A 19,289-nucleotide genomic window follows, 5' to 3' on the forward strand; every position below is an offset into this window, starting at 1 on the left:
CAGGGCTGAAAAGCACGAAGGCGCGGGACCCGAACTTCCGGGACCCGCGCCTTCTGTGTTTCCGGCGCCGTGAAGACTAGGCGCTGACCTTGTCGTCGTTGGCGGCGCTGGCCTCGCTGATGCGCACGCTGACGAGCTTGGAGATACCCGGCTCCTCCATGGTGACACCGTAGAGGGTGTTGGAGACCTCCATGGTCCGCTTGTTGTGGGTGATGAGGATGAACTGCGACTGGCTGCTCATCTCCTTCACCATGTCGTTGTAGCGGCCCACGTTGCCCTCATCCAACGGCGCGTCGACCTCGTCCAGGAGGCAGAAGGGCGTGGGCTTGATGAGGAAGATGCCGAAGATGAGGCCCACGGCGGTGAGGGCCTTCTCGCCACCGGAGAGCAGGTTGACGCTCTGGAGCTTCTTGCCCGGCGGCTGGGCGACGATCTCCACGCCCGGCTCGCCGTTGGGGCCGTCATTGGTGAGGACGAGGCTGGCCCGCCCGCCGCCGAACAGGCGGGGGAAGATGGCCTGGAACTTCTCGTTCACCACGTCGAAGGTCTGCTTGAAGCGCTCGCGGCTGGTGGCGTCGATGCGCGTAATCGCCTCGCGCAGCTGCTCCATGGAGGACTGGAGGTCCGTCTTCTGCGCGATGAGGAAGTCGAAGCGCTTGGACAGCTCCGCGTGCTCGTCGATGGCGGTGAGGTTGATCTCCCCCATCTTCTCCACCTGGGCGCGCAGGTCCTTCAGCTCGGCTTCCGTCTCCGGGGCCAGCGAAGGCAGCAGGTGGTAGCGGTGCAGCTCCAGCGCCAGGTCCACCTGGTGCCGCTCGCGGATGCCGGCCGACAGGTGCTCCAGCTCCAGGGCAATCTCGCGCTCGCGCAGCGAAATCTGGGACAGCCCCTGCATCAGCTCCTCCACCCGGCCGCGCAGCTCGCGGAACTGGGCGTCCTGCTCCCGCACCTCCGTGGAGGCCGTGGTGTGCGCGGTGCGCCGCCCCTCCAGGCCCTCCGCGGCCACGCGGTGCTCTTCCACGCGCTGGGCCAGCCCCGCTTCCGTCTCCGCGGTGCGCCGCGCCAGCTCATCGGTGCGCGAGCCACCCTCGGCCAGCGTCGCCTGGAGGCGCGCCACGCGCGTCTCCATCTCCCGGCGCTGCGTCACCAGGCTGTCCAGCTCCTTGCGCGCGGACTCGCCGCGCTCGCTGCCGGCGGCGACCTTGATGCGCAGGCCCGTCAGCTCACCGTTGGCGGACTCGGAGCGCTGGCGCAGCGACTCCTGGTCGGAGGAGAGCTGCCGGACGCGCTCCTCGCGCGCCTCGCGGTCCGTCTGGCCGTGGGCCACCTCGCCCCGGCTCGTCTCCTCCTCGTTGGCCAGCGCCATGTGGCTCTGACCGAGCTGCCCGTCCTCCAGCTCCTGGGCCCGCAGGCGCTCGCGCACCTTCGCCAGGTCCTCACCCGCCTTGTGCAGGTCCTTCTCCTGGCTGGCGAGGTTGACCTCCTCGGCGTGCTGGTTCTTCGCCAGCCCCTTGAGGACGCCCTCGGTGTGCCCCATCTGCTTCTGGAGCGTGTAGTGCCGGGTGAGGATTTCGTTGTAGCGCTCCTCCACCCGGGCCACCTCGGTGGCCAGCTCGGCGATTTCGCGCTTCTTCTGGAGCGCGCCCACCGCCGCGCCCTCGCGCTCACCGCCGATAATCGTCCCGTCCGCGCGGAAGACCTCGCCCTCCTGCGTGACGAGCGTGCACGGCGGGCCACCAGCCTCCGAGTACGCGCGCGCCGACGCCAGGTCCTGGACGATGACCACGTCGCCCAGCAGCATCCGCACCACGGGTGCCAGGGCCTCTTCGCACGTCACCTCGCGCAGCGCGTGGGCAAGCACTCCCGGACGCTCGAAGTCCGGCTCCAGCGCGGGCTGCAGCGTGTCCAGCATGGGCACGGGCAGGAAGCTGCCTCGGCCCTCCGCGTGGCCCTTGAGGTACTCCACCAGCTCCACGCCCTTGTCGCGGCTCTCCACGATGACGTGCTGGAGCCGCTCACCCAGGGCCGCTTCCACGGCGCGCTCGTAACGCGGGGTGACGGTGAGCACGTCCGCGACGAGGCCGAAGATGCCCTGCTCCCGGGCCACCGTGCCGGCGCGCATCATGACGGCGCGCACGCCCCGGTCGAACCCGTCGTAGTTCTTCTGGATGTCCTCCAGGGACGACAGCCGGCTGCGCTTGTCGCTCAGCTCCTCGCGCAGGGCGATGACCTGGATTTCGTTTTCCGTGAAGGTCGCCCGGGTGCGGGTGAGGGCCTCCTCCTCCTGCCCCTTGCGCTCGGCCAGCTCCGCGGCGAGGTGCCGGGTGTCCTCCACCCGCTTCGCCACGTCGCCGCGCACCGACTCCAGCTCCGTCTCCTGGGCGCGCAGCCCGTCCAGCTCCGCCTGGAGCTTGGCCCGGCGCGCTTCCAGGTCCGTGCGCTGGCGGGCCAGGTTGACCAGGTTGCTCTCGTGGTTGGCCAACCGGGTGGCTACCGCCACCAGCCCGGCGCGCTCCTGCTCCAGGCGCAGGGCCACCTCCGTCTGGAGGTGGTTGACGCGGCGCAGCTCCTCTTGCGCCACCTGCATGGCCACCTCGTCCTCCTTCCACGAGCCGGCGATGCCGGACAGCTCCGCCTCGCGGGCGGCCATGGCGTCGGACATCTCCGCCTGCCGCGCCAGGAGCCCGTCCAGCTCCGCGCGAGCCTGCGTCACGCGGCTGTTCGTCTCCTCGTAGTCACGGCGGCCGTAGGCCAGCTCCTGCGTGTCGCGCTGCACGGAGCTCTCGAGCGCGTGCACCTCCGCGGCCAGCGTCTGGAGGGCGGCGGCCTCCGCGTCCAGCTCCGCGCGGCGCCGGGTGATGGCCTCCTCCAGCTCCTTCACCCGGTCCAGGCTCTCGCGCTCCTCGGAGCCCAGGTTCTGCAGGCGCGACTGGAGGACCTGCTTCTCCGCCAGCAGCTCCAGGTGGCGGTGGCTGGCCGCGTGCAGGTCGATGTCCCGCATGCGCTGCTTGAGCTTCTTGTACTTCTCCGCCTTCTTCGCCTGGCGCGACAGCGCGTCCAGCCGCTTCTCCAGCTCGCTGGTGATGTCCGTCACGCGCAGGAGGTTGGCCTCGGTGGCCTCCATCTTCCGCTCGGCGGCCTTGCGGCGGGCCTTGTACTTGGTGACGCCCGCGGCCTCCTCCAGCAGGTGGCGCCGGTCCTCCGGCTTGCTGGAGACGATGAGGCCGACGCGGCCCTGCTCGATGATGGAGTAGGCCTTGGTGCCCACGCCCGTGCCGAGGAACAGCTCGGTGATATCCAGGAGCCGGCACAGCGTCTTGTTGATGAGGTACTCCGAGTCCCCGTTGCGGAACAGGCGCCGCGTGACGGTGATCTCCGAGTAGCCCTGGTACTGGGGCGACAGCTGGTCCGTGTCATCCACCAGGAAGGTGAGCGACACCTCCGCCATGGACAGGGGCGGCTTGTTCTCCGAGCCGTTGAAGATGACGTCCTCCATGCCACGGCCACGGAGGTTCTTCGCGCTCTGCTCTCCCATCACCCAGCGGATGGCGTCCACGACGTTGGACTTTCCACAGCCGTTCGGGCCGACGATGCCGGTGACGCCTTCGTCGAAGGTGAAGACGCTCCGCTCCATGAACGACTTGAAGCCGGTGATGTCCAACCGCTTGATACGCATGCCAGCGGGCTCCTGGAAGGGGCGCGAGTTACGAGATGAAAAGTGAGCGCGAGGCCGAAAAATCGGCCTCGGAACGATCAGCAGGAGTACCAGCCGCCATCCAGGCGATCAAGCGTGACCATGCCACGCGTGGCCATACGTTCGGCTGCTTGCCCTTCAAATGGGCCATTGGCTGACAGGAGGGTCCTCTCTTGGACTTGCACCCTGGCCGCCCCACCCTACCTTCCCATTGACTTTTCTGGAGGTTGCGTACGTACCAGCCCTTTCTTGCCCTGACGCTCCTCCTGGGAGCGTCCCCTACGCCGGAGGTAACACCCCGGTCTGACACGCAGGCGGTGGAAGCCCCGGCCTCCTGCCCCCACCCGTATTTCCCGCTGGAAGAAGGGCTGACGCTCACCTACCGGGCAGGCAGGTCGTCGGAGATGGTGCTCAGCACCCACGACGTGACGCCCACGCCCGAGGGGCTGCGCGGCAAGGTCGTCGTGAAGCTCAAGGGCCGCCAGGGCGAGACGGACGCCACCTGCACCGCCGCGGGCATGAGCACGGGCCTGGGCGGCCTGGAGGGCACGCTCCTGTCCGCGTCCGGCATGGATGTGCAGGTCGTGAGTTCGGAAGGCATGGCGGTTCCCGCGCTGACGAGCATGGTGCCCGGCGGCACGTGGAAGAACAGCCTGTCGGTGAAGCTCCAGCCCCCCGTGGGCAAGACGAACGGCATCCGGCCCATCATCGCCACCACGTTCGACAAGGAGTCGACCGTCGTGGGCGAGGAGGAAGTCACGGTGGCGGCCGGGACGTTCAAGGCGCTGAAGGTGAAGAACATCGTCACCGCGCGCGCCAGCCGCCCCGGCTCCGAGGGCCGCTCCATGGAGAGCCACATCTGGTTCGCCCCGGGCGTGGGCATCCTCAAGCTGGCCACGGCCGAGGGCACGGATCTGGAATTGCTCAAGGTGGAGCGTCCCCAGCCCGTGCAGGCCAAGTCCTCCGGCAAGGCGAAGCGGCCGGTGAAGAAGGCCGCGGCCGACACGAAGGTGCCCTCGGCGCCCTGAACGGAGCCCGGGTGCCCGGGACTGAACGCTACGTGGACTCTCCGCCCGACGAGGCGGGGGGTGTCTCGCCCGGGGTGCCCTGCTGAGGCTCTCCCGGGCCTGACGACGGCGTCTCCGAGGACGAGCGAGGGGCGGGGCGGGACTGGGGCTCCACCGTCACGCGCACCACGCGGGGCCCGTCCACCTCCTCCACCAGGATTCGCCACATATCCAGCCGCAGCGAGTCCCCCTTCTCCGGGACGCGCCCCAGCTTCGTCATCAGGAAGCCGGCGATGGTCGTCACCTCGCCCTCTTCGTCCTCGTCCAGGTCGAAGCTGACGTCGAGCCGCTCCTCCAGGTCATCCAACTGCGCGGTGCCAGGAAGCTCGAAGCGCCCGCCCGGCAGCGAGCGGACCTCATCCATCCGCCGCCCCAGCTCCGCCACGTCGCCCACGACCTCCGCCACCACGTCGGAGATGGTGACGAGGCCCGACGTGCCACCGTGCTCGTCCACGACCAGGGCCGTCTGACGGCGACGTCGGCGGAACTCCGCGAGCAGCTGCTCCAGCGTCGCGTTCTCCGGGATGAAGAGCACCGGCCGCTGCACCTGCGCCAGGCTGCGCAGCTCGCCACGCGACAGCAGGAAGAAGAGGTCCTTGGCGTTCACCACGCCCTCCACCTCGTCCAGGTTGCCCCGGCACACCGGCAGCCACGTGTGCCCCGCGGCGCGCGCGTCAGCGATGCACTTCTCCAGCGGCTCCTCCACATCCAGGAACTTCACCTGGTTTCGCGGCACCATCACCTGCCGCGCCGTCTTCTGCGCCATCTCCAGCGCGCGCTCGAGCAACTCCGCGCGCGCCGTCGTAATCGCCCCCGCCTGCGCGGAGCTGTGGAGGATGACGCGCAGCTCGTCCTCACTGTGCGCCTCGTGCGCCTCTCCCACCGAGTGGAGGCCGAAGACCCGCAGTACCCACGCCGCCAGCCCGTTGAGCAGGACGATGGCCGGATAGAAGAGGAAGTAGAACGCCCGCATCGGCAGCGCCACGGCCAGCGAGGTCGCCTCCGCGCGCTGAATCGCCAGGCTCTTGGGCGCCAGCTCTCCCAGGACGATGTGCAGGAAGGTGATGATGCTGAAGCCGATGACCACCGACACGGTGTGAGCCAGCGTGGGGCTCGCGCCCTCGGGCACCAGCTTCGTCAGCACGGGCTCCAGCAGCTTGGCGAAGGCGGGCTCACCCAGCCAGCCCAGGCCCAGCGAGGCCAGGGTGATTCCGAACTGCGTGGCGGACAGGTACGCGTCCAGCTTCTCCACCATCCGCAGCGCCTGCGCGGCGCCCGGCGTGCCCTCGTCCACGAGCGACTGCAGGCGCGTGGCGCGAATCTTCACGATGGCGAACTCGGTCGCCACGAAGAAGCCGTTGGCGAAGACCAGGAGGATCGCCAGCCCCAGGAACACCCATTCCATTCCCATGGCTCAGAACAAGGCGTCGAAGTCGGCGTCGCCCTTGAGGGCGTCGAACATGGGGTCCGTGGACAGCCACCCCATCACCTTCTGACGGTCCGCCGTGAGCGCCGCCTTCAGGTACTGCACCGCGTCCTTCGGCCGGCCCCACAGGGCGTACAGCGCCGACAGGTTGTAGTTGAGCAGCAGGTCCTCCGCGTTCAGCGCGCGAGCCCGCTCGTAAGCGCGCTCGGCCTCCGCGTAGAAGCCCTTCTGCGCGTAGCAGATGCCCAGGTCCAGCTGCGCCTCGAAGTTGTCCGGCTCCAGCCGCACCACGTCCTTCAAGAGCGTAATGGCCGAGCGGTAGTCGCCCTCGTCCATCATCAGCGCCGCCAGCTCGTGCCGGGGGAACGCGTCCTGGGGATCCAACTCGATGGCCGCCTGCAGCTCGCGCATCGCCTCTTCCACCCGGCCCTGGTCCGCGTACGTGAGGCCCAGGTTGAGGTGCGCGTCCGGGTACTCCGGATCCAACTCGATGGCTTCCTTGTACTCCTCCACCGCCATCTCCCCGGCGTGCGTGGAGAGGAAGCAAGCCAGGTTGTAGTGCGCCGTGGCGCTCTCCGGCTCCAGCTTCAGGGCGGTGAGGTACTCGGTCAGCGCCTCGCGGAAGAGCTTCTTCTCCGCGTAGACGGTGGCCAGGTTGTCGTGCGCGTGCGCCGAGCTCGGGTCCAGGTCGATGGCCTTCTTGAACTCCTTGATGGCCTCGTCCAGCCAACCCCGGTCCGCCAGCTCGATTCCACGAGTGTTGTGCTCGTCGGAGAGCGCGATGTTGTCCTTTTCCCGGGCCATGAGAGCGCCGGGCAATCTACGCGTCGCGCAACGAAGGGTGCAAGGTAGAGTTTCCCTCCGTCCATGCGCCACGCCGCCCTCCTGCTCCTCCTGTTGTCCGCCTGTCATCCCCGCCCCGCCCCCATTCCGGAGGCTCCGACCCCCTCCGTGGAGCCCCGTTCTCCAGAGGACGCCGGCCCTCCCGCCAGCCCGGAAGCGACCAGCCCCCTGGACGCCGGGCCCCCCACCCGACCCATCACCCTGGTGGTCGGTGGGGACGTGACGCTGGGTCATAACCACCAGAAGTACTTCGACGACCAGGTGGCCAAGGGCCGCTCCCGCGAGGAGATGCTCGCCTACGGCTTCAAGGAGGTCCGCGCCCTGGGCGACGCGGCCGACCTCTTCGTCGTCAACCTGGAGTGCCCCTTCACCGAGGGCGGCGAGAAGCTGGCCAAGAACTTCAACTTCCGCGCGCGGCCGGAGCTGGTGGGCGCGCTCGTCGCGGGAGGCGTGGACGTCGTCAGCCTGGCCAACAACCACCTCATGGACTACGGCGCCCAGGGGCTGGTGGACACGCTGGTGACGCTGGAGGCCGCCCGAATCCCCTACTTCGGCGCGGGCAGGACGCTCGCCGAGGCGCGCCGCCCCGCCCTCCTCACCGTGGGCGGAGTCAAGGTCGCCCTCCTGGGGTACTTCTTCCTGGGCGAGCGCAACATCGAGCCGCCGGAGGTCTACGCCACGGAGACGACGCCGGGGGTCGCCGGCCACTTCTCCGACGTGGACGCCATGGAGCGCATGCTGCGCGAGGACATCCTCGCCGCGAAGCACCAGGCGGACGTGGTGCTGCCCTTCTTCCACTGGGGCCGCGAGGGGACCTACGTGCCGGAGCCCTACCAGGTGAGACTGGCCCACGCCGCCATCGACGCGGGAGCGGCGGGCGTGCTGGGCAGCCACCCCCACGTGCTCCAGGCCATGGAGCTGCACCGGGGAGCGCCCGTCGTCTACTCGCTGGGGAACTTCGTCTTTGGAGGCAACTGGAACCCGCGCGACAAGCGGGGCGCCCTGTGGAAGGGCCGCTTCGGTCCGGGGGGCTACCTCTCCAGCGAGGTCTTGCCGCTGCGCACGGACCGCTTTCCGGAGCTCCCCTTCCAGCCCGTACCCGTCACCGGGGAGGCGGCCGAGGAGGTGCTGCGACTCCTGGCCAACAGCTCGTCCGGGGTGGAGCGGATGCTCCCCGAGTTGGAGCCGTGGGCAAGGCCGTCTCCCTCCCCCGCGACTGGCGGGAGGGAGTAACCGGAGGGTCAGACCTTGTTGTTGGACTGGCCCTTCTTGGCGCGGCTGCGGCGGCGCTTCAGCTGGGCCTTACGGCCCTTGGCACGGTTGGCGACCTTCTTCTTGGAACGATTTCCCTTCTGGGCGGGCATGTGGAAGGACTCCGTGTGGTGATGTGAGACCGACCGCCAAGTGGATCCGGCGGTGAGGGCGGCCCTTCTTTCATGCTACCGCCCGAGCGGCCAAGGAATTTCTTGACTCCGTCCTCCCTTGCCAGCAGCCGGACAAAGGGGCAATACCCCCTGGAACGACGATGATTGACAAACTTGAAGACGTCGAGCGCCGGTTCGAACGCCTCACCGCGGACCTGTCGAACCCCGACGTCCTCGCCGACTCGGCGAGGCTTCAGAAGGTCTCCAAGGAGCGGGCGGGCCTGGAGAAGCTGGTGGACACGTTTCGCACGTACCGCCAGGTCCTCGCCGACCTCAAGGAAGTGGAGGTCTGGCTCGACGCCGGCAGCGCCGACGAGAAGGGCTATGCGCGCGAGGCCCTCCCTGGCCTGAAGGATCAGCGCGACACCCTGGAGAGCTCGCTCAAGCTGCTCTTGCTGCCCAAGGACCCGAATGACGAGAAGAACGTCATCCTGGAAATCCGCGCGGGCGCGGGTGGCGACGAGGCGGCGCTGTTCGCGGAGGAGGTCATGCAGATGTACCTCCGGTACGCGGACCGACGGGGCTGGAAGGCGGACATCATCGACATGAGCGCGGGCAACGCGGGCGGGGTGAAGGACGCCACCGTGACGCTGTCCGGCGACGCCGTCTTCAGCAACCTGAAGTACGAGTCCGGGGTGCACCGCGTCCAGCGCGTGCCGGCGACGGAGACGCAGGGCCGCATCCACACCTCCACCATCACCGTGGCCGTCATGCCCGAGGCCGAGGAAGTGGACGTGAAGCTCAACGAGGCGGACATCGACCGACAGGCGATGCGCTCGACCGGCGCGGGCGGGCAGAGCGTCAACACGACGGACTCCGCGGTGCGCCTCACCCACCGGCCCACGGGCATCGTCGTGAAGTGCCAGCAGGAGAAGAGCCAGCTGAAGAACTACAACATGGCCCTTCGCATGCTGCGCGCGAAGATCTACGAGATGGAGCAGGAGCGCATCCGCGCCGAGCGCGACTCCACGCGCCGCTCGCAGGTGGGCACCGGCGACCGCAGCGAGAAGATCCGCACCTACAACTTCCCGCAGGACCGGCTGACGGACCACCGCATCAGCCTGACGGTGCACAACCTGCCCGCCGTGATGATGGGCGACATCGAGGACATCATCACCGCCTGCCGCACCTTCTACCAGGCGGAGGCGCTCAAGGCTCAGATGGGCGGCCCGAGGCCCCAGTCCGAAGCATGAGCAGCGAGCCCTGGACCATCCGCAAGGTCCTCACCTGGACGACGCAGCACTTCGAGAAGCGGCAGGTGGATGCGCCGCGACTCACGGCGGAGATCCTCCTGTCGCACGTGCTGAAAACGGGGCGCGTGCGGCTGTACGTGGACCTGGACCGCCCCCTGTCCAAGGAGGAGCTGACCGCCTTCCGCGCGCTGATTGAACGGCGCATGGCGGGCGAGCCCACGCAGTACCTCACCGGAACGCGCGAGTTCTACAACCGCGCCTTCAAGGTGGACGCCCGCGTGCTCATCCCCCGGCCGGAGACGGAGCTGCTCGTCGCGGCGGCGCTCCAGGTTTTGCCCAAGGACGCACCCGCGCGCGCGCTCGACGTGTGCACGGGCTCCGGCTGCATCGCCATCAGCCTCGCGGCCGAGCGGCCCCTGCTCGCCGTGACAGCCACGGACCTGTCTCCGGACGCCTGCGCCCTGGCGAAGGAGAACGCGGAGACGCTCAAGGTCTCCGAGCGGGTGACGGTGCTCCAGGGCGACCTGTTCTCCCCGCTGCCCGCCGACGCACGCTTCCACGTCGTCGTCTCCAACCCGCCCTACATCGCCTCGCACGAGATTCCCGGCCTGTCCGCGGAGGTGCGACGCGAGCCCAAGCTGGCGCTCGACGGTGGGAAGGACGGGCTGGTCGCCCTCCGACGGGTGGTGACGGAGGCGCGCAAGTGGCTGGAGCCTGGCGGCCTCCTTGCATTGGAGATGGGCGAGACGCAGGGCCCCGCTGTCCTGGAGCTGCTGCGCGCGGCCGGTTACGCCGACGCGCGCGTGGAGAAGGACCTGGAGCGGCGGGAACGCATGGCATTTGGGACACAGCCCGCGGCCAGCGGGCCACAGGGCTGAGGGCCGGAAACAGCATGGACAAGATTGTCATGAAGGGCGGCGCCGAGCTGCACGGCGAGGTCGTCGTCTCGGGCGCGAAGAACGCGGCGCTGCCCATCCTCGCCTCCGCGCTGCTGGCGGATGGCACCTCCACCTTCCGCAACGTGCCGGACCTGGCCGACGTGGTCACCATGCTCAAGGTGCTGCGCACCATGGGCTGCGACGCGGAGCGGCTCACCGGCCGGAAGAAGGACGTGTGCGAGGTGGGTGTCAACGGGGCCATCACCCCGGAGGCCCCCTATGATTTGGTCAAGACGATGCGCGCCAGCGTGCTGGTGCTGGGCCCGCTCGTCGCGCGCTTCGGTCGCGCGCGGGTGTCCATGCCCGGCGGGTGCGCCATCGGCGCGCGCCCCATCGACCAGCACCTCAAGGGCCTCAAGGCCCTGGGCGCGGACATCCACCTGACGGAGGGCTACGTGGAGGCCCGGGCGAAGCAGCTCAAGGGCGGCACCGTCAACTTCGACGTCATCACCGTCACCGGCACGGAGAACGTGCTGATGGCGGCGGTGCTCGCCAAGGGCCGCACGGTGATGGAGAACTGCGCGCGCGAGCCCGAAATCGAGGAGCTGGCCCGGGTGCTCAACAAGATGGGCGCCCGGATTGAAGGCGCCGGCACCTCCATCATCACCGTCGAGGGCGTGGAGGGCCTCACGCCCGTCGACCACGCCATCCTCCCGGACCGCATCGAGGCGGGCACCCTGCTGGTGGCCGCGGCCATCTCCGGCGGCAACGTGCTGGTGAAACACGCCGTCCCCGAGCACCTGGACGCCGTCATCGACAAGCTGCGCGAGGCGGGGTGCACCCTCACCGCCGAAGCGGGCGGCCTGCGCTGCAAGGCCCCCCGCACCCTCCACTCGGTGAACATCACCACCACTGAACACCCTGGGTTTCCCACCGACATGCAGGCCCAGCTCATGGCGCTCATGTGTGTGAGCCATGGGACATCCGTCATCAGCGAAAACATCTTCGAGAACCGCTTCATGCACGTTCCGGAGCTGCACCGTCTGGGGGCGGACATCACCGTCCAGGGGCACACGGCGGTGGTGAAGGGTGTGAAGTCACTCAGCGGCGCGCCTGTCATGGCGACGGACCTGCGGGCGAGCGCTTCACTCATCCTGGCGGGCCTGCGCGCCGAGGGGCGCACGGACGTCAGCCGCGTCTACCACCTGGACCGCGGCTACGAGCGGCTGGAGCGCAAGCTGCGCGCCCTGGGGGCGGACATCCGGCGCGTGAAAGCGAAGGCCTGAGAGACTGGGGGACACGGGGTCGGACGACCCCAGAAGGCGCGTTGCCAACAGAAGCGGCAACCCGGGTTGCATCCCAAATTTCTCACGACCTATCATTCTCCGAACCACTGGGGACGCGTGTCCCCCATTGAAGGAGATTGACCCGCGCCATGGATTGCCCCAGCTGCAACGTCGAGATGGTTGATCTCGAGGGGGATGACCAGACGTTGCGAAGGTGTGGAGATTGCGGCGGACTGTGGATTGACGTCGCGGACCTGAACCGGGTCCTCCTCCACAACAACCTCCCCGGGCTGGAGAGCCAGGGCGGCAAGGTAGATGCACAGGCATTGACCGGGCAGTGCCCCGAATGCCTGGTTGATCTGGTCCGTGTGGATGGCGGCGACCGCCAGCATCCGCTCCACTACGACACCTGTGAATCCTGCGGCGGCATCTTCCTGGAGTCGGAGTTTGAAGACGCCACCGACGTGAAGGTCGCCGTCGAGGAGATCATGGTGTTCTTCCGCCACTTCGGTGGGAAGAAGAAGGCGGCCGCCCTCTAGACGGCCCGCCGGACAGTCGCTCCGGTTCAGGGTTGGCCGCGGAAGGCGCGGCCCCACTCCTCGGCCACCGCGCCGTCGAGTTCCAGCGTCGACCCCGCCGAGGTGGCCCCTTCCGAGGCGGCCTTCTGGAGGCGCACCGTCATCTTTCCGCGCTTGGGCACCTCCAGCGTGAGGCGGGAACCGGACAGGGCATACGTGCCCGTCACGGTGCTCGGCTCACCGCCCTCCAGCGGCTCGTGGGCGAAGCGGTACGTCCCGTCGACGTAGAACGACAGGAACCTGTCCGGGGCACCCGACATGCCGCTGAACCACGTCCCCAACAGGGGCGCCAGGCGCGAGTCGTAGCGCAGGCGCGGCGCGAGCCACGTGCCGTTGAGCGCCTTGCCTCCCGAGTAGAAGATCAAATCCGTGACGCAGACCGGGGCGCCCTCGTCGGCGCCGGGGAAGCGCTCGGCCACCTCCAGCGTGAAGCGGTTGCCCGTGAGGGCGGGGCTGATGGGGACGGCCTGCAGGCCGCGCTTGTCCTCCACCTTGAGGCTCTTGGCGGAGTCCACGCTGGTGAGGGTGAGCTTCTTCGCGCGGGCGTGGGCCTTGTACGCGGCCTTGTCCGTCCCATCCCCCGTGTAGACGCGCACCTCGTCGATGGTGACGACGTCCTTGAAGCCGATGGTGACGGGGGCCGGGGTGGCGCCGGTGGCGCACCACGCGGTGGTGTCGCGGCCGTCGAGCAGGTGGAGGGGCGAGTAACGCTCGGGCTGACGCTCGCGCTCCAGGTAGTCAGCGGCCTGGGCATACCCCGGAGGGGCGGTGGACGCGGCGGGAGCGGCGGAGGCGAGCAGCAAGAAGGCGAGGGGGAGGCGGCTCATGGCCCCATCTTGGATCGCTCCGCGCGGGTGGCTCCAGTCCCCGGCCGGGAAGGCCGTGCCGAGAGGGTCCCATGGGCCCGCTTTGCGACACGGATGAAAGCACGGGCCCGGGTGTTGGGGTGCTTGACACCCGGACGCCGCAAGGAAGTGATGCGGCCCGATGCGGAGAGAAAACGTGATGCGACGCTGGGGGTGGGTCTGTGTGCTGGCCGCGACGCTGGTCGCCTGCAAGGACGACAAGCCGAGCGAGGTGCCCGACGCGGGGCCCGTGGAGACGGGGCCGGCGGCCCTCACGGAGCAGGAGCCCAACGAGCGGCCCGAGCAGGCCCTGGAGATGACGCGGGACAGCGTGGTGACGGCGGACCTGGCGGCCCAGCCGAACAAGGCGGACGAGGACTGGTATCGGCTCGCGCCCCCTGCCCCTCGCGTGGCGGATGTCACCGTGTCGGGGCTGCCCGGCGGAGACATCACCCTGGAGGTCTATGACCGGGACCGCAACCGGCTGGCCTCCATCAACAGCGAGGGCGAGGGCAAGCCGGAGCGCTTCCCCAACCTCTACGTGGAGGGCGAGCGCTGGTTGCGCGTGGCCCCCGCGCGCAAGGGCGTGGGCGGGGCCTACACCCTCACCGTGAAGATGCGCGCCGCGAACGACGGCGAGGAGCACGAGCCCAACGACAGGGCGGTGGACGCGATGACGCTCCCCCTGGGCCAGACGGTGACGGCGTTCCTGGGCCACGCGGGTGACGAGGACTGGTACCGGGTGGAGCTGCCGGAGACCGCCGCGCCCACGGGCGAGCCCGCGGCGAACGACGCGGACTCGGGCGCCGAGGGCCTGGCGCCCCAGGGAGCCGCGGCTCCGGGTACGGCGCCCGTGGAGGGAGCGACGCCGCCTCCTCCGAGCCCGGCGCCTGGCTCGGAGACGGGCTCGGCCACGGGGACGCCCGAGGAGGGCGCGGCTCCGCTGGACAATCCCCCCTCCCCCACGGGCACGTTCGGTGGGGGGGAGCCTCCCGCCGCGCCGGCCCCGGAGACGGGCGTGGCGCAAGTCACGGACGCGGGGGTGGCGGCGCCTCCGCCCGAGCCTCCCTCGGTGGCGCTGAAGATCGACCTGTCGGCGGTGGAGGGCGTGCGGCCGGAAATCTCGGTGCTGTCCGCGGCCGAGGCGCCCCTGTTCTCGCTGCGAGGCAAGGAGGGCGAGGCCCTTTCGCTGCGCAACATCGGAGTGCGTGCGACGGACCGGGTCGTCTACGTGGTGGTGAAGGGCGGCTGGACGGGGGCGGGCAAGGAAGCGCGCCGCACGTTCAACGCGAGCACGCCGTACACGCTCACCGTGACGCAGGAGGAGGCCGGGGCGAACGCGGAGCTGGAGCCGAATGACGAGCTGTACAAGGCCACGCCGCTGACGGCCGGTGGGTATCGCGAGGGGTTCCTGGCGCCCAAGGGCGACGTGGACCACTTCGTGCTGCGCACGACGGAGCCGGTGCTGGCGAAGGTGGAGCTGTCCGGCGTGGAGCGCCTGGACCTGGTGCTCTCCATGGTGGAGCCGCCGCAGGGTGACGGGCAGCAGGAGACGGTGCTCCTGCGAGCCAATGGCGGCGCGCTGAAGGAGCCCGAGCGCCTCAACAACGTCTCATGCAGCGGCGCCTGCTACTTCCGCGTGGAGGGCGCGTCGCGCAAGGTGGACGGCAAGTGGGTGAAGGACTTCGAGAACGCGGAGCAGCCCTACCGCATCAGCATCACCACGGTGCCGGACAACGGGGGCGAGGAGCGCGAGCCGAACAACACGGTGGACCGCGCGCAGGAGCTGACGCTGGGCAAGGCGGTGCGCGGCACGGTGTTCCCGGTGAAGGACACGGACTACTACCGGGTAGACCTGTCGGACCGGCCGGTGCGCACGCCGCTGAGGGCGACGCTGCTGGGCATCCTGAAGGTGGACGTGGGCCTGTACCTGCACCGCGTGCAGCCGGACGGGAAGCTGTCGCTGGTGCAGACAGCGGACCGCGCCAAGGGAGACCAGCCGGAGAGCATCCGGTTCAGCGCGGAGCCCGGCGTCTACCTCTTCGAGGTGCGTGACGCGAAGAACCGCGAGGCCAACTTCCAGGACTCGTACCAGCTCACCGTCGAAGAGGGCGAGTAGCCGAGGCGGAGGGCCACGCGCGGGACGGTGTTCTTCTCGCGCGCGTCCCAGGGCCGACGGGGAGAACACCTCCCCGTGGAGGGGCGGGTTCTTCCATGACAACCGATGGTGGGCCCTGGGCTTGAAGTACAGGGCCCCTTGGGTCGTCTCCGCCGACTTCGTGATGGCAGACGTCTGGGATTGCTCCTTCTCGCACGGGGAGCGGTGAGAGCCGAGGACTCCGCGTCATGTTCGACGCGATGAAGCGCGGAGGGCTCGTCACGCGCGCGTCAATTCATGAAGATGCGCGCATGAGACCGAGTGGAGCGCTGTGGGGTGCGCTGTGGGTGTTGGCGGGGAGCTGTAGTCCGGTGATGTCGGAGGGCGGGGTGCCGGTCGAGCGCAACTCACCTGTTCTGGAATCACGGCTGCAATCACGTCCGGACTCCTGGCCAGCGTATCCGGTGAGAGATATTGGCGAAGTGCCCCTGGAGTTCCAGGAGCGTCGCGCCATGCCTTGGACGTATACGTATCCCGCGTACGCCACGGAGGTGATGCTCTTCGCGGCGGCCCGCTCTCCCTACGGAAAAGAGCTTTGGGTCAGCGACGGAAGCCGGGAAGGGACCCGCGTGATGAAGGACATCGCGGTCGGCCCTGACAGCGCCTACTTGGGCGACGTGACAATCCTGGGAAGGAACCTGCTCTTCCTCGCGGGGGACGGACCTTACTTCTCAGGAGGAATCGCCTCGGACATGGCCTTGTGGAAGACGGATGGCACGGCGGCGGGCACCGTCCGGGTGAAGGAGCTGCTGACAGGAGAGGAGTACGGAAGCTGGGCGGTGTTCCCGGGCTTCGGTTTCGACGACCAGGCGCTCCTCGTGGTGAATCGCTCTCAAGGGCAGGGCGAACTCTGGGCCACGGATGGAACGCCCGAGGGGAGTCACCTGCTGACAGACTCCTCGGGGAGCGCGAACAGGGTGCTCTTCGGCAGCAGCTCGTTCGAGCTCGCGGGCGTGAGGTACGTCACCGCCACTCAGGTCGGCATGCCGCGCCGCCGTTTGTGGCGGACCGATTTCACTCCCGCCGGCACCTCCCTGGCCCTCCATGGCGAGACGCCCTATGGCATGCAGACGTTCGTGCCTGTCGGACAGTACGCCTACATGTTCGCGTCAGATCCCACCCACGGACACGAACTCTGGCGAACGGATGGAACAGATACGGGAACGACGCTCGTGAAGGACATCTACCCGGGCCCCCTCAATGGCATCCCCAACTGGCAATACACCGGCATGCCCGCCAGCAGTTCCATGGCGCGAATCGACGGCACCCTCTACTTCACGGGAGTCGATCAGGAAGAGAACGTAGAGCTCTGGAAGAGTGACGGGACGGAAGCGGGGACCGTGCTCGTGAAGGATATCTGCCCGGGCACCACGGGGTCCTATCTCCACTCGTTCCGGAACATGAATGGCATCCTCTACTTCGTGGCGACCTCGGGCTATGTGACGATTCCAGGCCCCACGGAAGACGACCCCCCCACCACGCTCTGGGACACGGAGCTGTGGCGCAGCGACGGCACGACGGCGGGAACGTACCGGGTGAAGGATATCAACCCAGGCCCGAGACGCGGCGTGGTCGGCGGCCTCACGGTCGTGGGCCCCCACCTCTACTTCCAGGGACGGACGCCCGAGCACGGTGTCGAGCTGTGGACCAGCGACGGAACCGAGGAAGGGACCTTCATGGTGAAGGACGCCGCGCCCGGTCCGCTCGACTCGATGGCCGAGGTCGCGGGTTGGGATGACGGGCGCATCTATTTCTACGCCGACGTGGATGGGAGCGACCGCACCCACTCGGGCACCTGGCTTTGGGTAACGGACGGGACGCCGGGTGGCGCGGTCCCCGTGAAGCATGTCACCGCGGCCTCCACTCCATCGCATCCGCAGCACCTGACCGATGTGGATGGCACCCTCGTGTTCTGGGCACAGGAAGGCACGCCCGACACGTTCCGACTCTGGAAGAGCCAGGGCGCACGCAGTGGGACGGTGCGAATCTCCGACCTGGATCCGGGCGGCAAGGTCACCTCCGAGCAGCGTTTCGCGCTGACGGCGTTCCGCGGCCGCGTGTACTTCACGGCCCGGGACGGCGCGGCCTGGACCATCTGGTCCTCGGGCCTCACGCAGGGAAGCCAGACGCGGGTGACAGGGGGCGAGCTCGTCGGCGCGCCGGTGGCCCTGGGCGAGTGGCTGTACTTCCTCGCGAGCGCCGATGGCGCCGTGGCGCTCTGGCGGGTCGGCGCGGCGGGAACAGGCGCCGAGCGTGTCGCCGAGCTGGGAACCGCCAGCGGCAAGCGCTTCGGTCCGCTGGGGACTTTCGGCGGCTCGCTTGTCTTCGGCGTGGGCGCGGGCCTCCAGTCCACGCTGTGGAAGAGCGACGGGACGCCCGCGGGGACGGGGCCACTCCGGGCCATCCACGCGCTGGGCGACATGCCCGCGTTCTCCTTCGTCGAGTCGAACGGGTCGCTCTATTTCCTGGCCTCGTCGACGACGGCCAACGTCCGCAGCCTCTGGAGAAGCGATGGAACAGCGGAAGGGACAGCGCCCGTCACCTCCTTCAACACGTTGTCTGATATCAGCCGCCCTGCCCTGTCGCTCATCGGCGGACGCCTCGTGGCCCACGTCGAGGGGCGCATCTGGGCGAGCGATGGCACGGCGGCGGGCACGGTCGCCATCAGCCCTTCGGGCCTCACCGTGTCGGGAGAGCGCCCGGTGGTGGCTGGCACCCTCGCCTACTTCACCGCGAAGGATGACACCACCGGCTGGGAGCTGTGGAAGACGGACGGCACCGTGGCGGGAACGACCCTGGTGATGGATGTCCAGCCCGGCCCCACGGGCTCCAATCCCGAGCAACTGCGAGCCCTGGGGAACCGGCTCGTGTTCTCCGCCTCGGATGGCGTGTCGGGCTTCGAGCCCTGGACGACGGATGGGACGCTGGCCGGGACTCACAGACTCGCGGATGTGCAGCCCGGGGACCCAGGTTCGACGCCACGGTCCTTCATGCCCGCCGGCGACCACCTCTACTTCACCGCCGACCTGGATGAGCGAGGACGTGAGCTGTGGGCCGTGGGCCCCGAGCACTTCGACACGGTCCCCCCTTCCATCACCTGCCCGGCGGACGTGGTGGTGGACGCGGGAGGCCGAGCCAGGCGCTATGTCGAATTCGGCATGGCGGAGGCATGGGATGACGTCTCCGAGGTCGAGGTGACCTCGTTGCCCCGCTCCGTCACCCGGTTCACCGTGGGGACGACGCCCGTGGTGTTCACCGCCCGGGACGGCGCGGGCAATACCGCGACCTGTGAGATGCGGGTGACGGTGCTGGGCCCTCCCTCGTCCGAGGATGGAGGCACCACGCTTCCCGACGCGGGAGCGCACACGCCCGACTCCGGTCCGGAGGCAACGGACGCGGGAGAGGAGCCTTCCGACGCCGGTACCGTGTCCCCGGACGCGGGCGACGGACCTCCGGATGCGGGGGCTGTGTCCTCCGACGCGGGTGACGTAGTCCCGGATGCGGGGGCTGTGTCCCCAGATGCGGGCCCAGGTGGGGCTGATGCGGGACACGAACCGGACATCACGCACGACGAGCCGAAGGGCGGCGGATGCTCCACGAGCCCGACGGGCCTCTCGCTGCTCTGGGGCTTGCTGTTCCTGATGGGAGGCCCCCTGCGACGTCGACGGGCCGCGCGCGGCCACGACGCCCCGCACCAGCCTCATCGACCCACCACTCCGACGGGCGCCTCGCACGGGCGCCCGTCTTGAGGACCACGGGACTTGAACCCGTGGGCAGGACGATAGGAAACCCCAAGCAGGACGCGCTGTTACCCCTATCACCTTGATTTCCCTCGGGTTCATCCTCCCGCCCCGTCCCATGTAGTTCCCCAGTGTGCCACCTCGAACCACGCTGGAG

General features: G+C 69.1%; 13 protein-coding genes. 8 read left to right on the top strand and 5 right to left on the bottom strand.

Annotated features, from left to right (window positions below):
• Positions 1 to 76: 76 nt before the first annotated feature.
• Positions 77 to 3,676, bottom strand: coding sequence for a chromosome segregation protein SMC (smc, locus tag ACN469_RS21385; RefSeq protein WP_498770588.1), 3,600 nt, complete (start codon positions 3,674 to 3,676; stop codon positions 77 to 79).
• A 335-nt stretch (positions 3,677 to 4,011) separates the two neighbouring features.
• Here smc and ACN469_RS21390 point away from each other — a divergent pair, with 335 nt between their 5' ends.
• A complete protein-coding gene (locus ACN469_RS21390; protein ID WP_498770589.1) occupies positions 4,012 to 4,722 on the top strand; it encodes a TapB family protein in 711 nt (236 codons plus the stop codon).
• A 28-nt stretch (positions 4,723 to 4,750) separates the two neighbouring features.
• Here ACN469_RS21390 and ACN469_RS21395 read toward each other — a convergent pair whose 3' ends face one another.
• Positions 4,751 to 6,172, bottom strand: coding sequence for a hemolysin family protein (locus ACN469_RS21395; protein WP_498770590.1), 1,422 nt, complete (start codon positions 6,170 to 6,172; stop codon positions 4,751 to 4,753).
• Between the two features lie 3 nt (positions 6,173 to 6,175).
• On the bottom strand, positions 6,176 to 6,991 hold the full coding sequence (locus ACN469_RS21400) for a tetratricopeptide repeat protein (RefSeq protein ID WP_141644800.1): 816 nt from the start codon (positions 6,989 to 6,991) through the stop codon (positions 6,176 to 6,178).
• Positions 6,992 to 7,054: 63 nt separating this feature from the next.
• Here ACN469_RS21400 and ACN469_RS21405 point away from each other — a divergent pair, with 63 nt between their 5' ends.
• Positions 7,055 to 8,263, top strand: coding sequence for a CapA family protein (locus ACN469_RS21405; protein WP_498770591.1), 1,209 nt, complete (start codon positions 7,055 to 7,057; stop codon positions 8,261 to 8,263).
• An 8-nt stretch (positions 8,264 to 8,271) separates the two neighbouring features.
• Here the strand turns inward: ACN469_RS21405 and ACN469_RS21410 are convergent, their stop codons facing one another.
• Positions 8,272 to 8,394: a hypothetical protein gene (locus ACN469_RS21410; protein ID WP_013941470.1), complete on the bottom strand. Its 123-nt coding sequence runs from the start codon at positions 8,392 to 8,394 to the stop codon at positions 8,272 to 8,274.
• Between the two features lie 161 nt (positions 8,395 to 8,555).
• Between ACN469_RS21410 and prfA the strand changes: the two genes are divergently transcribed.
• The 4 genes from prfA to ACN469_RS21430 all read left to right on the top strand — a co-directional run bounded on the left by prfA (position 8,556) and on the right by ACN469_RS21430 (position 12,350).
• Positions 8,556 to 9,647: a peptide chain release factor 1 gene (gene prfA / locus ACN469_RS21415; protein WP_498770592.1), complete on the top strand. Its 1,092-nt coding sequence runs from the start codon at positions 8,556 to 8,558 to the stop codon at positions 9,645 to 9,647.
• A complete protein-coding gene (prmC, locus tag ACN469_RS21420) occupies positions 9,644 to 10,525 on the top strand; it encodes a peptide chain release factor N(5)-glutamine methyltransferase (RefSeq protein WP_498770593.1) in 882 nt (293 codons plus the stop codon). The genes prfA and prmC overlap by 4 nt, the downstream gene beginning before the upstream one ends.
• 14 nt (positions 10,526 to 10,539) lie before the next feature.
• Entirely contained in the window at positions 10,540 to 11,811 is a 1,272-nt protein-coding gene (gene murA / locus ACN469_RS21425) for a UDP-N-acetylglucosamine 1-carboxyvinyltransferase (RefSeq protein ID WP_498770594.1), read from the top strand.
• A gap of 149 nt (positions 11,812 to 11,960) precedes the next feature.
• Positions 11,961 to 12,350 carry a zf-TFIIB domain-containing protein gene (locus ACN469_RS21430; protein WP_498770595.1) on the top strand — a complete coding sequence of 130 codons (390 nt, stop codon included), beginning with the start codon at positions 11,961 to 11,963 and terminating at the stop codon, positions 12,348 to 12,350.
• A gap of 26 nt (positions 12,351 to 12,376) precedes the next feature.
• Here the strand turns inward: ACN469_RS21430 and ACN469_RS21435 are convergent, their stop codons facing one another.
• Complete coding sequence (locus ACN469_RS21435; RefSeq protein WP_498770596.1) at positions 12,377 to 13,216, bottom strand: NADase-type glycan-binding domain-containing protein; 840 nt, start codon at positions 13,214 to 13,216, stop codon at positions 12,377 to 12,379.
• A 178-nt stretch (positions 13,217 to 13,394) separates the two neighbouring features.
• Here ACN469_RS21435 and ACN469_RS21440 point away from each other — a divergent pair, with 178 nt between their 5' ends.
• Positions 13,395 to 15,353, top strand: a complete 1,959-nt coding sequence (locus ACN469_RS21440; protein ID WP_498770612.1) for an ABC transporter substrate-binding protein — start codon at positions 13,395 to 13,397, stop codon at positions 15,351 to 15,353.
• Between the two features lie 290 nt (positions 15,354 to 15,643).
• Positions 15,644 to 19,141, top strand: coding sequence for an ELWxxDGT repeat protein (locus tag ACN469_RS21445; RefSeq protein WP_498770597.1), 3,498 nt, complete (start codon positions 15,644 to 15,646; stop codon positions 19,139 to 19,141).
• Positions 19,142 to 19,289: the final 148 nt, after the last annotated feature.

The sequence above is a fragment of the Corallococcus terminator genome, from assembly GCF_049194865.1.
Taxonomy (GTDB): Bacteria; Myxococcota; Myxococcia; order Myxococcales; family Myxococcaceae; genus Myxococcus; species Myxococcus terminator_A.